The 17,459-nt window shown below is 42.3% G+C and carries 18 protein-coding genes; 12 read left to right on the top strand and 6 right to left on the bottom strand.

All coding sequences use genetic code 11. The features are described 5' to 3' along the window. Positions 1-16: 16 nt before the first annotated feature. The 5 genes from JQ843_RS04730 (at position 17) to pepC (ending at position 4,108) form a co-directional block, all read left to right on the top strand. Complete coding sequence (locus JQ843_RS04730; RefSeq protein WP_203213018.1) at positions 17-169, top strand: hypothetical protein; 153 nt, start codon at positions 17-19, stop codon at positions 167-169. 20 nt (positions 170-189) lie between these two features. Next, positions 190-1,431, top strand: a complete 1,242-nt coding sequence (locus JQ843_RS04725; RefSeq protein ID WP_203213017.1) for an aminopeptidase — start codon at positions 190-192, stop codon at positions 1,429-1,431. A 9-nt stretch (positions 1,432-1,440) separates the two neighbouring features. Next, positions 1,441-1,671: a GlsB/YeaQ/YmgE family stress response membrane protein gene (locus tag JQ843_RS04720; RefSeq protein ID WP_000901572.1), complete on the top strand. Its 231-nt coding sequence runs from the start codon at positions 1,441-1,443 to the stop codon at positions 1,669-1,671. 268 nt (positions 1,672-1,939) lie between these two features. Then, the gene (locus JQ843_RS04715) at positions 1,940-2,662 is read left to right on the top strand and encodes a pseudouridine synthase (protein WP_203213016.1); all 723 of its coding nucleotides are present in this window, start codon (positions 1,940-1,942) and stop codon (positions 2,660-2,662) included. A gap of 111 nt (positions 2,663-2,773) precedes the next feature. Beyond that, on the top strand, positions 2,774-4,108 hold the full coding sequence (gene pepC, locus JQ843_RS04710) for an aminopeptidase C (protein WP_203213015.1): 1,335 nt from the start codon (positions 2,774-2,776) through the stop codon (positions 4,106-4,108). A gap of 253 nt (positions 4,109-4,361) precedes the next feature. On the opposite strand, the gene JQ843_RS04705 is transcribed toward pepC, so the two are convergent. The 5 genes from JQ843_RS04705 to JQ843_RS04685 all read right to left on the bottom strand — a co-directional run bounded on the left by JQ843_RS04705 (position 4,362) and on the right by JQ843_RS04685 (position 9,514). Beyond that, entirely contained in the window at positions 4,362-5,273 is a 912-nt protein-coding gene (locus JQ843_RS04705) for a PTS system mannose/fructose/sorbose family transporter subunit IID (RefSeq protein WP_203213014.1), read from the bottom strand. Between the two features lie 23 nt (positions 5,274-5,296). After that, positions 5,297-6,100, bottom strand: a complete 804-nt coding sequence (locus tag JQ843_RS04700) for a PTS mannose/fructose/sorbose transporter subunit IIC (protein ID WP_049543673.1) — start codon at positions 6,098-6,100, stop codon at positions 5,297-5,299. 25 nt (positions 6,101-6,125) lie between these two features. After that, complete coding sequence (locus JQ843_RS04695) at positions 6,126-7,115, bottom strand: PTS sugar transporter subunit IIB (protein WP_004258131.1); 990 nt, start codon at positions 7,113-7,115, stop codon at positions 6,126-6,128. Positions 7,116-7,351: 236 nt separating this feature from the next. Beyond that, the gene (gene adhP, locus JQ843_RS04690) at positions 7,352-8,371 is read right to left on the bottom strand and encodes an alcohol dehydrogenase AdhP (RefSeq protein WP_203213013.1); all 1,020 of its coding nucleotides are present in this window, start codon (positions 8,369-8,371) and stop codon (positions 7,352-7,354) included. Between the two features lie 330 nt (positions 8,372-8,701). After that, the gene (locus JQ843_RS04685; protein ID WP_203213012.1) at positions 8,702-9,514 is read right to left on the bottom strand and encodes a Cof-type HAD-IIB family hydrolase; all 813 of its coding nucleotides are present in this window, start codon (positions 9,512-9,514) and stop codon (positions 8,702-8,704) included. Between the two features lie 189 nt (positions 9,515-9,703). Between JQ843_RS04685 and JQ843_RS04680 the strand changes: the two genes are divergently transcribed. The 6 genes from JQ843_RS04680 (at position 9,704) to folK (ending at position 15,664) form a co-directional block, all read left to right on the top strand. Next, the gene (locus tag JQ843_RS04680; protein WP_000359256.1) at positions 9,704-11,122 is read left to right on the top strand and encodes an NCS2 family permease; all 1,419 of its coding nucleotides are present in this window, start codon (positions 9,704-9,706) and stop codon (positions 11,120-11,122) included. Between the two features lie 52 nt (positions 11,123-11,174). After that, a complete protein-coding gene (locus tag JQ843_RS04675) occupies positions 11,175-11,882 on the top strand; it encodes a CPBP family intramembrane glutamic endopeptidase (RefSeq protein ID WP_203213011.1) in 708 nt (235 codons plus the stop codon). Positions 11,883-11,975: 93 nt separating this feature from the next. Then, the gene (gene folP / locus JQ843_RS04670; protein ID WP_203213010.1) at positions 11,976-12,950 is read left to right on the top strand and encodes a dihydropteroate synthase; all 975 of its coding nucleotides are present in this window, start codon (positions 11,976-11,978) and stop codon (positions 12,948-12,950) included. 1 nt (position 12,951) lies between these two features. After that, the gene (locus tag JQ843_RS04665) at positions 12,952-14,274 is read left to right on the top strand and encodes a bifunctional folylpolyglutamate synthase/dihydrofolate synthase (RefSeq protein ID WP_203213009.1); all 1,323 of its coding nucleotides are present in this window, start codon (positions 12,952-12,954) and stop codon (positions 14,272-14,274) included. After that, positions 14,255-14,809 (top strand): GTP cyclohydrolase I FolE, encoded by a 555-nt coding sequence (gene folE, locus JQ843_RS04660; protein ID WP_000380916.1) that lies wholly within the window; start codon positions 14,255-14,257, stop codon positions 14,807-14,809. Before JQ843_RS04665 ends, folE begins: the two co-directional genes overlap by 20 nt. Positions 14,810-14,851: 42 nt before the next feature. Beyond that, positions 14,852-15,664, top strand: coding sequence for a 2-amino-4-hydroxy-6-hydroxymethyldihydropteridine diphosphokinase (folK, locus tag JQ843_RS04655; protein WP_203213008.1), 813 nt, complete (start codon positions 14,852-14,854; stop codon positions 15,662-15,664). A gap of 197 nt (positions 15,665-15,861) precedes the next feature. Here folK and JQ843_RS04650 read toward each other — a convergent pair whose 3' ends face one another. Continuing rightward, the gene (locus JQ843_RS04650; RefSeq protein WP_000886035.1) at positions 15,862-16,179 is read right to left on the bottom strand and encodes a DUF960 domain-containing protein; all 318 of its coding nucleotides are present in this window, start codon (positions 16,177-16,179) and stop codon (positions 15,862-15,864) included. Between the two features lie 236 nt (positions 16,180-16,415). Here JQ843_RS04650 and ccpA point away from each other — a divergent pair, with 236 nt between their 5' ends. Next, a complete protein-coding gene (ccpA, locus tag JQ843_RS04645) occupies positions 16,416-17,426 on the top strand; it encodes a catabolite control protein A (RefSeq protein ID WP_001090628.1) in 1,011 nt (336 codons plus the stop codon). Positions 17,427-17,459 lie beyond the last annotated feature (33 nt).

Below are 17,459 nucleotides of genomic sequence, written 5' to 3'. Positions count from 1 at the left end.
TCTTTGAGGAAAAAAGATGAAACTAAGAATTTTTGCGGAAGATAAGCCGGCTGAGAAGGTATTTGAATATCAATTAGAACTTGCTGATCAGATAATACTTCTATCGACAGCACTCTTGTCAGGTGCTATTGCTTTAGCAGGATTATTCTCTGCTATGAAAGAAAAATAAAAATAGAAAAGAGAAACAACATGGTTTTACCAAATTTTAAAGAAAATCTAGAAAAATATGCGAAATTGTTGGTTGCGAACGGAATCAATGTGCAACCTGGTCACACTTTGGCTCTCTCTATCGATGTGGAGCAACGCGAGTTGGCTCACTTAATCGTCAAAGAAGCTTATGCTTTGGGTGCGCACGAGGTTATTGTTCAGTGGACAGATGATGTGATTAACCGTGAGAAATTCCTCCATGCGCCGATGGAGCGTTTGGACAATGTGCCAGAATATAAGATTGCTGAGATGAACTATCTTTTGGAAAACAAGGCTAGCCGTCTTGGAGTTCGTTCATCTGATCCAGGTGCTTTGAACGGTGTGGATGCTGACAAGCTTTCAGCTTCTGCTAAAGCTATGGGACTTGCCATGAAGCCAATGCGAATCGCAACTCAATCTAACAAGGTTAGCTGGACGGTAGCAGCCGCTGCTGGACTTGAGTGGGCTAAGAAAGTCTTTCCAAATGCTGCGAACGATGAAGAAGCAGTCGATCTCCTTTGGGACCAAATCTTCAAAACTTGCCGTGTCTATGAAGAAGATCCTGTTAAGGCTTGGGAAGAGCATGCAACTATCCTCAAGAGCAAAGCCGATATGCTTAATAAAGAGCAATTTTCAGCCCTTCACTACACAGCGCCAGGAACAGATTTGACACTTGGTTTGCCGAAAAACCATGTTTGGGAATCAGCTGGTGCTATCAATGCACAGGGCGAAGGATTCTTGCCAAATATGCCGACAGAAGAAGTCTTCACAGCACCTGATTTCCGTCGTGCAGATGGTTATGTCACTTCTACAAAACCGCTTAGTTATAACGGAAACATTATTGAAGGTATTAAGGTGACCTTTAAGGATGGACAAATCGTTGATATCACTGCTGAGAAGGGTGATCAAGTGATGAAAGACCTTGTATTTGAAAACGCGGGCGCGCGCGCCTTGGGTGAATGTGCCTTGGTACCAGATCCAAGCCCAATTTCTCAGTCAGGTATTACCTTCTTTAACACCCTTTTCGATGAGAATGCTTCAAACCACTTGGCTATTGGTGCAGCCTATGCAACTAGCGTTGTTGGTGGAGCGGAGATGAGTGAAGAGGAGCTTGAAGCTGCGGGGCTTAACCGTTCAGATGTTCACGTAGACTTTATGATTGGTTCTGACCAAATGAATATCGATGGTATCCGTGAGGATGGGACACGTGTACCACTCTTCCGTAACGGAGATTGGGCAAATTAAGGAGATAATATGTTAGGAAGTATGTTCGTTGGTCTCCTAGTTGGATTTTTAGCAGGTACTCTGACCAATCGTGGAGAACGCATGGGATGTTTTGGAAAAATGTTTCTCGGATGGATTGGTGCCTTTATAGGCCATTTGCTTTTTGGGACTTGGGGACCGATAATAGCAGGAACTGCCATTATTCCGGCAGTACTAGGTTCCATGATTGTCTTAGCGATTTTCTGGAGACGAGGAAGTTAATTTCTTAAATCTGATACTCAATGAAAATCAAAGAGCAAACTAGGAAACTAGCCGCAGGTTGCTCAAAGCACTGCTTTGAGGTTGTAGATAGAACTGACGAAGTCAGCTCAAAACAGTGTTTTGAGGTTGCAGATAGAACTGACGAAGTCAGTAACATATATACGGCAAGGCGACGTTGACGCGGTTTGAAGAGATTTTTGAAGAGTATGAAACGAAAAGGAGGTTGGTCATTGTACCAGCCTCCTTTTGAGTATGATATAATAGTTCTATGAGATTAGATAAATTTTTAGTTGCCTGCGCTGTGGGGAGTCGGACTGAGGTCAAAAACTTGCTCAAGTCTGGGCGCGTGATGGTAAATGGTAAAAAAGAAAAGTCAGCGAAACTGCAGATTGATGAAGAAAGAGATGAGATTCGCTTTGACGGGCAAGTGTTGGAGTATGAAGAGTTTGTCTACTACATGATGAACAAGCCCAAAGGAGTTATCTCAGCGACTGAGGATCCTAAGCACAGAACGGTTCTGGACTTGCTGGATGATATTGCTCGGAGCAAGGAAGTTTTCCCAGTAGGACGCTTGGATATTGACACGCATGGTCTTTTGCTCTTGACTAATGACGGCAAGCTTGCCCATGCTCTTCTTTCACCTAAGCGTCATGTTGACAAGACATATCTGTCTCAGGTCAAAGGAATTATGACCCAAGAAGATGTGGAGACATTTGCCGAGGGTATTTCTCTCAAAGACTTTACTTGTCAGCCTGCTAAACTGGAGCTTGTGTCCATAGATAAAGAAAAGAATCAAAGTCAAATCCGTGTGACCATTGCAGAAGGGAAGTTTCATCAGGTCAAGCGTATGGTGGCCTACTGTGGTAAGGAAGTAGTAGACTTGCAACGTTTGACTATGGGAACTCTAGTATTGGATGAGAACTTGCAGCGAGGAGAATGGCGTCGCTTGACCAAGGAAGAATTAGAGGTTCTCCTTGCAAGTATTGCTTAATTGGATTTATATTCGAAAAAGGCGAGGGAGAATGTCCTTGCCTTTTATGTTTTTCAGTTGCTTCCTTTGTGAAAAGAGTTATAATAGACTGTAGAATAAAAGGAGGAATCTATGAACGCGATTCAAGAATCATTTACTGATAAACTATTTGCCAATTATGAAGCAAATGTAAAATACCAAGCGATTGAAAATGCTGCCAGCCACAACGGAATTTTTGCAGCTCTAGAACGTCGCCAAAGCCATATAGATAATACACCTGTTTTCTCATTGGATTTGACCAAGGACAAGGTAACCAACCAGAAAGCGTCTGGTCGTTGCTGGATGTTTGCAGCTCTCAACACCTTCCGCCACAAACTCATTTCACAATACAAATTGGAAAACTTTGAGTTGTCACAGGCCCACACTTTCTTCTGGGACAAGTATGAGAAATCAAACTGGTTCTTGGAGCAAGTCATTGCGACTGCAGACCAAGACTTGACCAGCCGTAAGGTTAAATTCCTACTCCAAACACCACAACAAGACGGAGGTCAGTGGGATATGGTGGTGTCTCTCTTTGAGAAATACGGTGTCGTTCCTAAGTCGGTTTACCCTGAATCTGTTTCATCTAGCAGTAGTCGTGAGCTAAATGCCATTCTCAACAAATTGCTTCGTCAAGATGCTCAAATCTTGCGTGACTTGCTCGCTTCTGGTGCAGACCAAGCGACTGTTCAAGCTAAGAAAGAAGACCTCTTGCAAGAAATCTTTAATTTTCTTGCTATGTCCCTAGGCCTTCCACCACGTAAATTTGACTTTGCTTATCGCGATAAGGATAACAACTACCAAAGCGAAAAGGGCATCACACCACAAGAGTTTTACAAGAAATATGTCAATCTTCCTCTAGAGGACTATGTTTCTGTTATCAATGCCCCAACTGCTGACAAGCCTTACGGCAAATCTTACACAGTTGAGATGTTGGGGAATGTGGTTGGTAGCCGTGCGGTTCGTTACATCAATGTACCGATGGAACGCTTGAAAGAATTAGCGATTGCCCAAATGCAAGCAGGTGAGACTGTTTGGTTCGGTTCTGATGTCGGCCAGCTCAGCAACCGCAAAGCTGGGATCCTTGCGACAGATGTTTATGACTTTGAATCAAGCATGGACATTAAACTCACTCAAGACAAGGCTGGACGTTTGGATTACAGTGAGAGCTTGATGACCCACGCCATGGTCTTGACAGGTGTGGATTTGGATGAAAATGGCAAGTCAACCAAGTGGAAGGTTGAAAACTCATGGGGAGACAAGGTTGGTACAGATGGTTACTTTGTTGCTTCAGATGCTTGGATGGACGAATACACTTATCAGATCGTTGTTCGCAAAGAATTGCTGACAGCAGAAGAACAAGCTGCCTATGAAGCAGAACCAATTGTACTCGCACCTTGGGATCCAATGGGAGCCTTGGCAGAATAATACTCTTCGAAAATCTCTTCAAACCACGTCAGCTTCGCCTTGCCGTATGTATATGTTACTGACTTCGTCAGTTCTATCTGCAACCTCAAAACAGTGTTTTGAGCTGACTTCGTCAGTCTTATTTACAACCTCAAAGCAGTGCTTTGAGCAACCTGCGGGTCGCTTCCTAGTTTGCTCTTTGATTTTCATTGAGTATAAAAGCATAGAAAAAAGGAATCAGATTTTAGAACCTGGTTCCTTTTAAGTTGTTTGATTACATGATGTGAAGAACATGTGCCACAATACCCACTGCGAAGAGTGCAAGGATAATAGTGATTGGAGATACTTTTTTCTTAAGCAAGTACATGCAAAGGAAAGTAAGGAGTAGTCCTGATAGTCCAGGAATCAACATATCCAAGTTTTGTTGGAAAGTAGTAACTTTTTCAGGTGTTTGAGACAATCCTTGTCCTACTTGTGCGAATGCTTCTTGGATACCTTTAGATCCTTCTGGCAATTTATCCCAATGGATATAAGCTTTTTCATCTAGTTGAACTTTGGCAACATCGAAAGCAAATTTAATATTTACCCAACGTTGAACTAGGACAGCAAGAATGAACATACCAAGGATAGAAGCTCCTTTAGTGATGTCTTGAAGGATACCGCCAGACATATCTTTAGTGATTTCTGATCCAGCCTTGTATCCAATCTCTTGTGTATACCACAAGAATGACATACGAATCAAGTTCCAAAGAACGAAGAAGAGGATTGGACCTAAGATATTACCAGTAAGGGCAAGTGAAGCACCGAGTGATCCAAGGATTGGGCGTACTGTAAACCAGAATACTGGGTCACCGATACCAGCAAGAGGTCCCATCATACCGATTTTAACCCCTTGGATAGCAGCGTCGTCGATTTCAACACCGTTAGCACGTTCTTCTTCAAGTGCAAGAGTAACCCCCATGATTGGAGCAGCTACGTATGGGTGAGTGTTGAAGAACTCAAGATGGCGCTCAAGAGCAGCGACTTGATCTTCTTTTTTAGTGTAGAGTTTTTTAAGAGCTGGAATTAATGAGTAAGCCCAACCCAAGTTTTGCATACGTTCATAGTTCCAAGAACCTTGTAAGAAAGTTGAACGCCACCAAACTTTTTTACGATCTGATTTAGTTAATTGAAGTTTTTCAGTCATGATGTTTTCAGTCCTTTCTTATCTTAGTAGTCTTCTAGGATATCGCCGATTGGGTCGTTAGAAGTTGCGGCTCCTCCGCCACCATTTCCACCAGTTTTAGAAAGGTGAAGGTAGATAAGAGCGATAGCAACACCGATAGCACCAAATCCGATTAGAGTAATATCTGACACGGCAGCAAGCACGAAACCGATAGCGAAGAATGGCCATACTTCACGAGTTGCCATCATGTTGATAACCATAGCGTAACCAACGGCAACGACCATACCACCACCGATAGCCATACCATCTTTAAGCCAATCAGGCATAGTATTTAGAATGCTTTGTACAGTTTCAGTTGGTACCATTAGAAGGAGTGCTGCAGGGACTGCAATACGAAGACCTTGAAGAAGAAGTGCGACAAAGTGAGCACGTTCAACTGCTTTGAAGTCACCTTTTTTAGCAGAAGCATCAGCAGTGTGAACCAATCCGACAGAGAGTGTACGGACAATCATAGTCAAGAATAGACCAGCAACTGCAAGAGGGATAGCAACCGCTTGGGCAACACCGATACCTGTCTTAGTAAAGTCGCCACCAAGAACCATGATAATGGCAGCAGCAACAGAAGCAAGAGCAGCGTCAGGAGCTACGGCAGCTCCGATGTTAGCCCAACCAAGGGCGATCATTTGAAGAGAACCACCAAGGATAATCCCTGCTTCAAGGTTACCAGTAACAAGACCGATAAGGGTACAAGCTACGATTGGTTGATGGAATTGGAACTGGTCGAGGATACCTTCAAGACCTGCTAGGAAGGCTACAACGACTACTAAAACCATAGAAATAATAGACATCTTTAAAATCCTTTCATAAAATCGATTATTGCACGTTTGCTTTGTTGATCAAGTCAAACAAATCTTTTTTCGTGTCGTTTGGTACTTTACGTACATCAAATTCAACACCAAGGTCACGCATTTTTTCAAATGTAGCAACGTCTTCTTTATCCATAGACAAAACGTTGTTAACCATTGTTTTACCAGTTGAGTGAGCCATTGATCCAACATTAAGAGTTTTGATTGGCACGCCACCTTCGATAGCACGAAGGGCATCTTGAGGTGTTTCAAACAAGATAAGGGCATGTGTTCCTCCGAAGCGAGGATCTTTTGCAACGTCGATTAGTTTTTGGATAGGAACAACGTTTGCTTTCACTTTACCTGGAGCTGCTTGTTTAATCAATTCTTTACGTAATTCGTCTTTAGCTACGTTATCTGAAGCAACGATGATACGATCTGCTTTTGAATCTGGAGTCCAAGCAGTTGCAACTTGACCGTGAAGTAAACGAGTGTCTAGACGGGCAAGGTTGATTTTGAGTTTACCGTCTCCGATGACAGTTCCTTCTGGAATAGCAGCTTGGGCAACTGGAGCAGCTGCAGCGCTTGCTACTTCCTCAACTGGGTTTAGCTCTTCTGGAAGAGCTTTGATGCCATCTTTGGCTTCTTTGATAATATTCGCAGCGACTTTTTCTACACCTGCAGCAGCGTCCATGAGGCGCTCTGTGTAGGCTTGGATTAACATCGGTAAGTTAAGTCCTGTGATGATGGCAAACTTACGCTCAGGATTTTCTCCCATCACGCGGCTAGCTTGGTTAAATGGAGATCCACTCCAAAGGTCAGCCAAAACTAGAACCTCATCTTCTGCGTCAAATGCAGCAACAGCGTTATTAAACTTAGCGTATAAATCATCAGGACCTTCATTTGGCATAAAGGTTACAACTTGAACCTTTTCTTGTTCACCAAAGATCATAGATCCTGACTGATGAATACCCGCAGCAAATTCGCCGTGGCTCGCAATAATGATTCCGATACTCATTATTGTCATTCCTCCTTTTTGTTGTTTCAGTTTTCTTTTAAGAAAACTTTAAGACTTTTTAAGTATAAACCGTTTTCATCTAAAAATCAACTATTTATCATAAAATGATTAAAAAGCTTACCTTTAAAAATATTGATATATTAAGTTTTTGAGAGGTAATCTTGAATCCCTATTTAAAAATTTAATATAAAAAAGTTGGAAGCGCATTCCAACTTTTAAAATAGGTTTTTATTAGATTAGTGGGTGAAGTCGAGTACCATACGTCCTTGGATTTGACCTTTTTCCATTTCGTCAAAAATAGCTACGGCATCTTCTACTGGACGTTTTTGAACAACTGGAACTACTAAACCTTCTGCACCGAATTGGAAGGCTTCTTCCAAGTCTTTACGAGTTCCTACAAGAGAACCGATGACTTGGATTCCATCTAGAACGGTTTTTACGATACTGAGTTCCATCATTTCAGAAGGAAGGCCGACAGCGACAACGCGACCACCAGCACGAACTGAGTCAACAGCCTGGTTGAAGGCAACTTTAGACACAGCAGTTACGACAGCTGAATGAGCTCCGCCATCAGTTTTTTCCTTGATGAGTCCAGGTACATCTTCAACTTCGAGGCCGTTAATAACAATGTCAGCTCCTACTTCTTTTGCAAGGGCAAGTTTGTCGTTATTGATATCAACTGCGATGACATGAGAATTGAATACTTTTTTAGCATATTGAACAGCTAGGTTACCAAGACCACCAGCGCCGTAAAGAACAACCCATTGACCTGGTTCAACTTTGGCCTCTTTAATAGCTTTATAGGTTGTTACACCAGCACATGTGATAGAAGAGGCTTGGGCTGGATCAAGTCCGTCAGGAACTTTAACAGCATAGTCTGCAGTTACGATACATTGTTCAGCCATACCACCATCTACTGAGTAGCCGGCATTTTTCACTGTACGGCAAAGGGTTTCGCGACCAGTTGTACAGTATTCGCAAGTGCCACATCCTTCAAAGAACCAAGCAACGCTGACGCGGTCGCCGACTTTAAGGCTTTTTACATCTGGGGCAATTTCTTTAACGATACCAACACCTTCGTGTCCTAGGACGCGGCCTGGTACTTGACCAAAGTCACCATGGGCAACGTGGAGGTCAGTGTGGCAAACACCACAGTATTCAATTTCTACAAGTGCTTCTCCAGTTTCAAGTGGACGGAGTACTTTTTCTTCAACAGCAACACCAGTGCTTTCTGGATTTACAACAACAGCTTTCATAGCTATCCTCCTTGATATTAACTGAGAGCAGGAGAAACAGGACTGGATTGATTTTGTGTCAACAGAGTCGAGTATGACGAGCTCTCTTGTATTTATATGTGAAGTATATCACAAAAGAAAGCCTTTTCCAAGGTTTTGGAGGTGAAAAATAGAACAATCGATTAACCGGTTGATGAGACTGTGAAAAGAACACAAAGACCAGCCCGCAAGCTGGTCATACTCTTCGAAAATCAAATTCAAACCACGTCAGCTTCGCCTTGCCGTACTCAAGTACTGCCCGCGGCTAGCTTCCTAGTTTGCTCTTTGATTTTCATTGAGTATCAGTATGGACTATAAGAATAAGTCTTGCAGGGTTTTGGCAACACCGTCTTGGTCATTGGTCAGAGAAATTTGCTCATCTGCATAGGGGAGTAGCTCAGGATTGGCATTTTTCATGGCATAACCTTTCCCAGCAAAAGCGAGCATTTCGGTATCATTGTGCTCATCTCCAAAAGCAATTAAATCTTTTTTGTCACGGTTCATTACCTTGAGCAAGTAGTCCAAAGCAAAGGCCTTGTTGACACCTTTTGGGGTACATTCAAGGATATTGAGCGGACCTCCCCAGGTATTAATAGAAAGTTGATGCTGGTAGAAGGTGTTCATTTCTTTTGCCAAGGCATATTTGTCACTGGCTCTAGTCTGCAACAGAATGCAGTTAGGATCCTTGGTCACCAATTCAGGCTGAAATTGATCTTCAGGCTGGAAAGCTTCTACACCAAATAGTTTTGGATTGGCAATTTCTTCATTAGGATTTGTAATGTAGAATTTTTTACGGTATTCTCCAGCGATAAAATCGGCTTGAATGTCCTCTGAACGTCGAACCATGTCTAGCAGATATTTTTTGTCTACCGTCAAACACTTTTCAAAGTTCCAAACTTGGTCTGGTAAATGAGTGAGGGAGCCGTTGAAATTAATCATAGGAGTGTCTAAGCCTAGTTCACGGTAAAAATCTTTTGACATGCGGTAAGGGCGCCCTGTCGTAATAATAACCTGATGGCCTTTTTCAGCAACTTTTTTAATAGTTTCTTTGGTAAAGTCAGAAATCTGACTGTCCGAGTTGAGCAGGGTTCCATCAAGGTCAACTGCAATAATTTTTTTCGTCATAGGGACCTTTCTAGTGTCTTTTCAGATAAGATGTCTACTATTATAACAAAAAGCAGGCAGAAAAGCAGATTCCAAACAAAAAATGAAATTCTATCAATTTCTTAAATAAATCAAACAAAGATATTGAAAAAGTGAATGATAAATGGTATAATTCTATTATTGTTCGTAAAAATTAAAAGGAGATTAATAATGGACAAATTATTTAAACTAAAAGAGAACGGTACAGACGTTCGTACAGAGGTTCTCGCTGGTTTAACAACTTTCTTTGCAATGAGCTATATTCTCTTTGTAAATCCACAAATTCTTTCGCAAACAGGAATGCCTGCTCAGGGTGTATTCCTCGCAACGATTATCGGTGCAGTTGCTGGTACCCTGATGATGGCCTTCTACGCCAACTTGCCATATGCTCAAGCGCCAGGTATGGGACTCAATGCTTTCTTTACCTTTACAGTTGTATTCGGGCTTGGTTATTCATGGCAAGAAGCCTTGGCTATGGTCTTCATCTGTGGAATTATCTCATTGATTATTACCTTGACAAATGTTCGTAAAATGATCATTGAATCGATTCCAAACGCCCTTCGTTCAGCTATTTCAGCTGGTATCGGTGTCTTTCTTGCCTACGTGGGGATTAAGAATGCTGGACTTTTGAAATTCTCTATCGATCCAGGAAATTACACGGTTGCAGGAGAAGGGGCTGATAAAGCTCAAGCAGCGATTACAGCAAATGCTTCAGCAGTTCCAGGCTTGGTCAGCTTTAATAATCCGGCTGTTTTGGTGGCTCTTGCAGGACTTGCCATTACTATCTTCTTTGTCATTAAAGGGATTAAAGGGGGAATTATCCTTTCTATCTTGACAACAACTGTTCTTGCTATCGCAGTTGGTTTGGTAGATTTGTCTAGCATCGATTTTGCTAATAACCATGTTGGTGCAGCCTTTGAAGATTTGAAGACAGTCTTTGGTGCAGCTCTTGGTTCAGAAGGTTTGGGAGCTTTGATTTCAGATACAGCTCGCTTGCCTGAAACTTTGATGGCCATTCTTGCCTTCTCATTGACAGATATTTTTGACACGATTGGTACCTTGATCGGTACAGGTGAAAAAGTTGGTATCGTAGCGACAAATGGTGAAAATCACCAATCAGCTAAGTTGGACAAGGCTCTTTACTCTGACTTGATTGGTACTTCAATTGGTGCCATTGCAGGTACTTCAAACGTAACGACTTATGTTGAGTCTGCTGCTGGTATTGGTGCAGGTGGACGTACTGGTTTGACAGCCTTGGTTGTAGCTATCTGTTTTGCGATCTCAAGCTTCTTTAGTCCACTTCTAGCGATCGTACCAACAGCCGCTACAGCTCCAATCTTGATTATCGTTGGGATTATGATGTTGGCTAGCTTGAAAAATATCCATTGGGACGATATGTCTGAAGCGGTTCCTGCTTTCTTCACATCTATCTTTATGGGATTCAGCTACTCTATCACTCAAGGGATTGCAGTTGGTTTCTTGACTTACACTTTGACTAAGCTTGTCAAAGGTCAAGCTAAAGATGTTCATGTCATGATTTGGATTTTGGATGCCTTGTTTATCCTTAACTATATCAGCATGGCCTTATAATAGGATAACCCAGGGGGATTTTCCCCCTTTTTGAATACAAAGGAGATAGGTGATGAAAGAGAAAAATATGTGGAAAGAATTATTGAATCGTGCAGGCTGGCTGTTAATCTTTTTTCTGGCGACAATTTTATATCAGATTCCTATAGGGGTTACTGCTATTTTAACTTTAAATGCAGTACCACTGTTACAGTCAGGACTGATAGTTGCTGGTATTTCGATTGTGATTCTGGTGCTGTTTATTATTGGAGCTCGTAAAACGCAGTTAGCAAGTTTTAATTTTTCTTTTTTTAGAGCTAAGGATTTGGCACGTTTGGGATTAAGTTATTTAGTCATTATCTGTTCAAATATACTTGGTTCCATTTTATTGCAACTATCAAATGAGACGACAACAGGGAATCAGTCTCAGATTAACGATATGGTTCAGAATAGTTCTCTGATTTCCAGTTTCTTCTTGTTGGCCTTGCTTGCTCCAATTTGTGAGGAAATCTTGTGCCGTGGGATTGTTCCTAAAAAGATTTTCCGAGGCAAGGAGAATTTGGGATTTGTAGTCGGTACGATTGTGTTTGCTTTATTGCATCAACCAAGTAATTTACCTTCTTTATTGATTTATGGAGGTATGTCGATCGTTCTATCTTGGACGGCTTACAAGACCCAACGTTTGGAAATGTCTATCTTACTTCACATGATTGTGAATGGGGTTGCTTTCTGTTTGTTGGCTCTCGTGGTGATTTTGAGTCGGACATTAGGGATCTCTGTTTAAGATTTTTGACAATTGCTTACTTGTTTCTACTGGGAAAAAGATGAATGCAATCGTGTCCATCTTTTTCTTTTTATGGTAAAATAGAGAAATAATATGGTGAAAAGCCTTGAGGGAGTGACCGATATGTCAAGTAAAGCCAATCATGCAAAGACAGCTATTTGCGGAATTATCAATGTAACCCCAGACTCCTTTTCGGACGGTGGTCAATTTTTTGCTCTTGAGCAAGCACTCCAGCAGGCTCGTAAATTGATAGCAGAAGGGGCTAGTATGCTAGATATCGGCGGAGAATCGACTCGGCCGGGAAGCAGCTATGTTGAGATAGAAGAGGAAATCCAGCGTGTTGTTCCAGTGATTAAAGCGATTCGCAAGGAAAGTGATGTCCTCATCTCTATTGATACTTGGAAAAGTCAGGTGGCAGAGGCTGCTTTGGCTGCTGGTGCCAATCTAGTCAATGATATCACTGGTCTCATGGGTGATGAAAAAATGGCCCATGTGGTTGCTAAGGCTGGAGCGAAAGTAATCATTATGTTTAATCCAGTCATGGCTCGACCTCAGCATCCTAGCTCGCTCATCTTCCCTCATTTTGGATTTGGACAAGCTTTTACAGAGGAAGAGTTAGCTGACTTTGAAACGTCGCCAATCGAAGAGTTGATGGAGGCTTTCTTTGAACGAGCCCTAGCGAGAGCAGAGGAAGCTGGGATTGCACAAGAAAATATTCTGTTGGATCCAGGAATTGGCTTTGGTCTGACCAAGAAAGAAAATCTGCTCCTTTTACGGGACTTAGATAAACTACATCAGAAGGGCTATCCAATCTTTCTTGGAGTGTCGCGCAAGCGGTTTGTCATCAATATTCTTGAAGAAAATGGTTTTGAAGTCAATCCTGAGACAGAACGTGGTTTCCGCAATCGAGATACGGCTTCGGCTCATGTAACCAGTATTGCTGCGAGACAGGGTGTAGAAGTGGTGCGCGTGCATGATGTAGCTAGTCACAGGATGGCAGTTGAAATTGCCTCCGCCATTCGTCTGGCTGATGAAGCGGAAAATCTAGATTTAAAACAATATAAATAAGATGAAAGAATTTGAAAATAATCAGTGGATTGCTAACTACCGGACGGACCAACCGCATTTTGGCTTGGAACGCATGGTGGAACTATTAGCTTTGCGTGGCAATCCCCATCTCAAACTCAAGGTCATCCATATCGGAGGGACCAATGGCAAGGGGTCTACCATTACTTTTTTGAAGAATATGCTAGAAAAACTAGGGCTGAGAGTTGGAGTTTTCAGCTCGCCCTATCTCATTCATTACACAGACCAGATTAGCATCAATGGGGAATCCATTCCAGTGGCTAGGCTAGAAGTCCTCATGGCAGACTATCAGTCTTTGCTGGAAGGAGAAGTGGCCGCTAATTTACAGGGCACAACCGAATTTGAGATTATCACAGCCATAGCCTATGACTACTTTGCTTCAGAGCAAGTAGATGTGGCTATCATGGAAGTCGGCATGGGTGGACTTTTAGATAGTACCAATGTCTGTCAGCCCATTTTGACAGGAATTACGACTATTGGATTGGACCATGTAGCCCTTTTAGGTGACACCTTGGAAGCCATAGCAGAGCAGAAAGCTGGTATTATCAAACAAGGTATTCCCTTGGTGACAGGTCGTATCGCTCAAGAAGCTTTGGCTGTGATTGACCGAATTGCGGAAGGGAAAGATGCACCGAGATTTGCCTACGGGACAGATTATCAGATCAGCCATCAAAAGAGTGTGGCTACAGGCGAAGTCTTTGACTATACAAGTGTTGTCAGACAAGGTCGCTTCCAGACTGGCCTGCTTGGTTTGCACCAGATAGAGAATGCTGGGATGGCCATAGCTTTACTTGATACTTTTTGTCAAGAAGATGGTCGAGAGCTAGTAAGCAATCACTTGCTTGCTCAAGCCTTGGAAGAAACAAGTTGGTCAGGGCGTTTGGAAATCGTGTCAAGAGATCCCTTGATGATTTTGGATGGAGCCCACAATCCCCATGCTATCAAGGCTTTAATAGCAACCTTGCAAGAACGCTTTGCGGATTATCGTAAGGAAATCCTCTTTACTTGCATCAAAACCAAAGCCTTAGAGGATATGTTGGACTTGCTGGGGGCCATGCCAGATACCGAGCTTACCATGACACATTTTGACGATAGTCGGGCGACTGATGAAAGCGTGCTGGAAGAGGCAGCTAAGTCTAGAAATCTCAGCTACCAAAGTTGGCAGGATTTTCTAGAGCAGAAATTGACAGATAAAAAAGAAGAGAAAAAAACAGTTAGGATTGTCACGGGTTCCTTGTATTTCTTGAGCCAAGTGAGGGCCTATCTGATGGAGAGGAAGAACGAAAATGGATACACAAAAGATTGAAGCAGCTGTAAAAATGATTATCGAGGCTGTCGGAGAGGACGCTAACCGTGAGGGCTTGCAGGAAACGCCTGCTCGTGTGGCCCGTATGTACCAAGAGATTTTTTCAGGTCTTGGTCAAACAGCGGAGGAACATTTGTCAAAATCCTTTGAGATTATCGACGATAATATGGTGGTAGAAAAGGATATTTTTTTCCATACTATGTGTGAACACCACTTTCTACCATTTTATGGGAGAGCGCATATTGCCTATATTCCAGATGGCCGTGTGGCAGGTTTGTCTAAACTTGCCCGTACGGTTGAAGTTTATTCGAAAAAACCACAAATTCAAGAACGTTTGAATATCGAAGTGGCCGATGCCTTGATGGACTATCTAGGTGCTAAGGGAGCCTTTGTTGTCATTGAGGCGGAACATATGTGTATGAGTATGCGTGGTGTCAGAAAACCAGGCACAGCAACCTTGACGACAGTAGCTCGTGGTCTATTTGAAACAGATAAGGACCTCCGTGATCAGGCTTATCGTTTAATGGGGCTATAAAAAGAATCCGCTTCAAGCGGATTTTTCTAGAAAGGACTAGTTATGGATCAACTGCAGATTAAGGATTTGGAAATTTTTGCCTATCATGGTCTTTTTCCTAGTGAGAAAGAATTGGGGCAGAAGTTTGTTATTTCCGCAATCCTATCCTATGATATGACCAAGGCGGCTACAGACTTGGATTTAACAGCCTCTGTCCATTATGGAGAACTGTGTCAGCAGTGGACGACTTGGTTTCAGGAAACAACTGAGGACTTGATTGAAACGGTAGCCTACAAACTGGTAGAACGTACCTTTGAAACTTATCCTCTTGTCCAAGAAATCAAGCTGGAACTGAAAAAACCTTGGGCGCCAGTACATTTGCCGCTAGATACTTGCTCAGTAACCATCCATCGCCGCAAGCAACGAGCCTTTATCGCCCTGGGAAGCAATATGGGGGATAAGCAAGCAAACTTGAAACAAGCCATTGAGAACATGCGAAATCGAGGTATCCATATTCTCAAAGAGTCCAGTGTCTTGATGACGGAGCCTTGGGGTGGTGTGGAGCAGGATAGCTTTGCTAATCAAGTGGTTGAAGTAGAAACCTGGTTGCCCGCCCCAGTTCTATTAAAGACCTTGTTAGCCATTGAGTCAGAGATGGGACGGGTGAGAGAAGTACATTGGGGGCCTCGTTTGATTGATTTGGACTTGCTCTTTGTGGAGGATCAGATTCTTTACACAGACGACCTCATCTTGCCTCATCCTTACATAGCGGAACGCCTTTTTGTCCTTGAGTCCTTACAGGAAATTGCGCCTCATTTTATCCATCCGACATTAAAGCAACCGATCCGCAACTTGTATAATGCTTTGAAAAAATAGAAAAAACTCTAGTTTTCAGTCGCTTGTAACTGAAGGCTAGAGTTTTTATACTCTTCGAAAATCTCTTCAAACCACGTCAGCGTCGCCTTACCGTACATATGGTTACTGACTTCGTCAGTTTCATCTACAACCTCAAAGCAGGGCTTTGAGCAACCTGCGGCTAGCTTTCTAGTTTGCTCTTTGATTTTCATTGAGTATTAAAATAGGTCATTTTCTTCTGGGAGGAGGATAGTTTCTCTACCGTCCATATCTAAAACCAGTACTCTCGGGGGATAAAGAGGGTCAAAGGGATGGTTAAAGTCAAAATCAATGGCTGTAGGGAGGTGTTGACTTGAGAAGTGGAAGGTAATTTTTCCTTGGTTATTGAGCAATTGAAACTCGAGTTCTTCTTCCAATTCAAAGACATTTTTTAAGAAATGGTCGATGATATACCAAAATGAGTCAATAACGTCATCAGGCAAGCTGGTAACAATGCCAAAACTAGCCGACCGCATGTGGGTATTGGTAAAAGCCATATTTCTTCCCCCTTTCTTTTCCCTTATCATACAGCAAATAGGATTAAAAATCAAGAAAAGGTGATTTTTTCTTCATAAACATAGCTTCCTATGAAATTTTTTCAAATAATCTTCAAAAAATGCTTGAAAGTGTTTACAAATAGTGATAAAATGGAATAAGTAGAATCATGAAAACGAAATTTTCATACCGTCTCTTTTTTGGAGTCTCGTGAGGTATGATATAGAAAGGAAATGGAATGAATACAGACGATACAGTAACGATTTATGATGTCGCCCGTGAAGCAGGAGTTTCAATGGCGACGGTTAGCCGCGTAGTCAATGGCAATAAGAATGTAAAAGAGAATACCCGTAAAAAAGTACTCGAGGTGATTGATCGTTTGGATTACCGTCCAAATGCTGTGGCGCGTGGTCTTGCAAGTAAAAAGACAACCACTGTCGGTGTGGTAATCCCAAATATTACCAATGGCTATTTCTCAACGCTTGCTAAAGGTATTGATGATATCGCTGAAATGTACAAGTACAATATTGTCCTTGCTAATAGTGATGAGGACGATGACAAGGAAGTTTCAGTTGTCAATACACTATTTTCTAAGCAAGTGGATGGTATCATCTTTATGGGGTATCACTTGACTGAAAAAATTCGTTCAGAGTTTTCTCGTTCTCGGACACCGGTTGTTCTTGCAGGGACAGTGGACGTAGAACATCAACTTCCAAGTGTCAATATTGACTACAAACAAGCAACGATTGATGCAGTAACCTACCTTGCTAAAGAAAATGAGCGCATTGCTTTCGTAAGCGGTCCACTAGTGGATGATATCAATGGTAAGGTTCGTTTGGTTGGCTACAAGGAAGCCTTGAAAAAAGCAGGTATTTCTTATAGCGAAGGATTGGTATTTGAATCTAAATACACTTATGAAGACGGTTATGCCTTGGCAGAACGCTTGATTTCATCAAATGCAACTGCAGCAGTTGTAACAGGTGATGAGTTGGCAGCAGGTGTTTTGAACGGCCTTGCTGATAAGGGTGTGTCAGTACCAGAAGAATTTGAAATCATTACTAGTGATGATTCGCAAGTCTCACGCTTTACCCGTCCAAACTTGACAACTATTGCCCAACCTCTTTATGACCTTGGTGCTATTAGCATGCGTATGCTGACTAAGATTATGCACAAGGAAGAGTTGGAAGAACGTGAAGTTCTCTTACCTCATGGTTTGACAGAACGTCGCTCAACACGAAAACGTAAATAGAAAAAATCAGGGAATCGTGGAGATTTCCTGATT

Source organism: Streptococcus mitis, assembly GCF_905187495.1.
Taxonomy (GTDB): Bacteria; Bacillota; Bacilli; order Lactobacillales; family Streptococcaceae; genus Streptococcus; species Streptococcus mitis_CU.
Note: the sequence above shows the minus strand (reverse complement) of the source record. Positions and strands in the feature narration are given on the sequence as shown.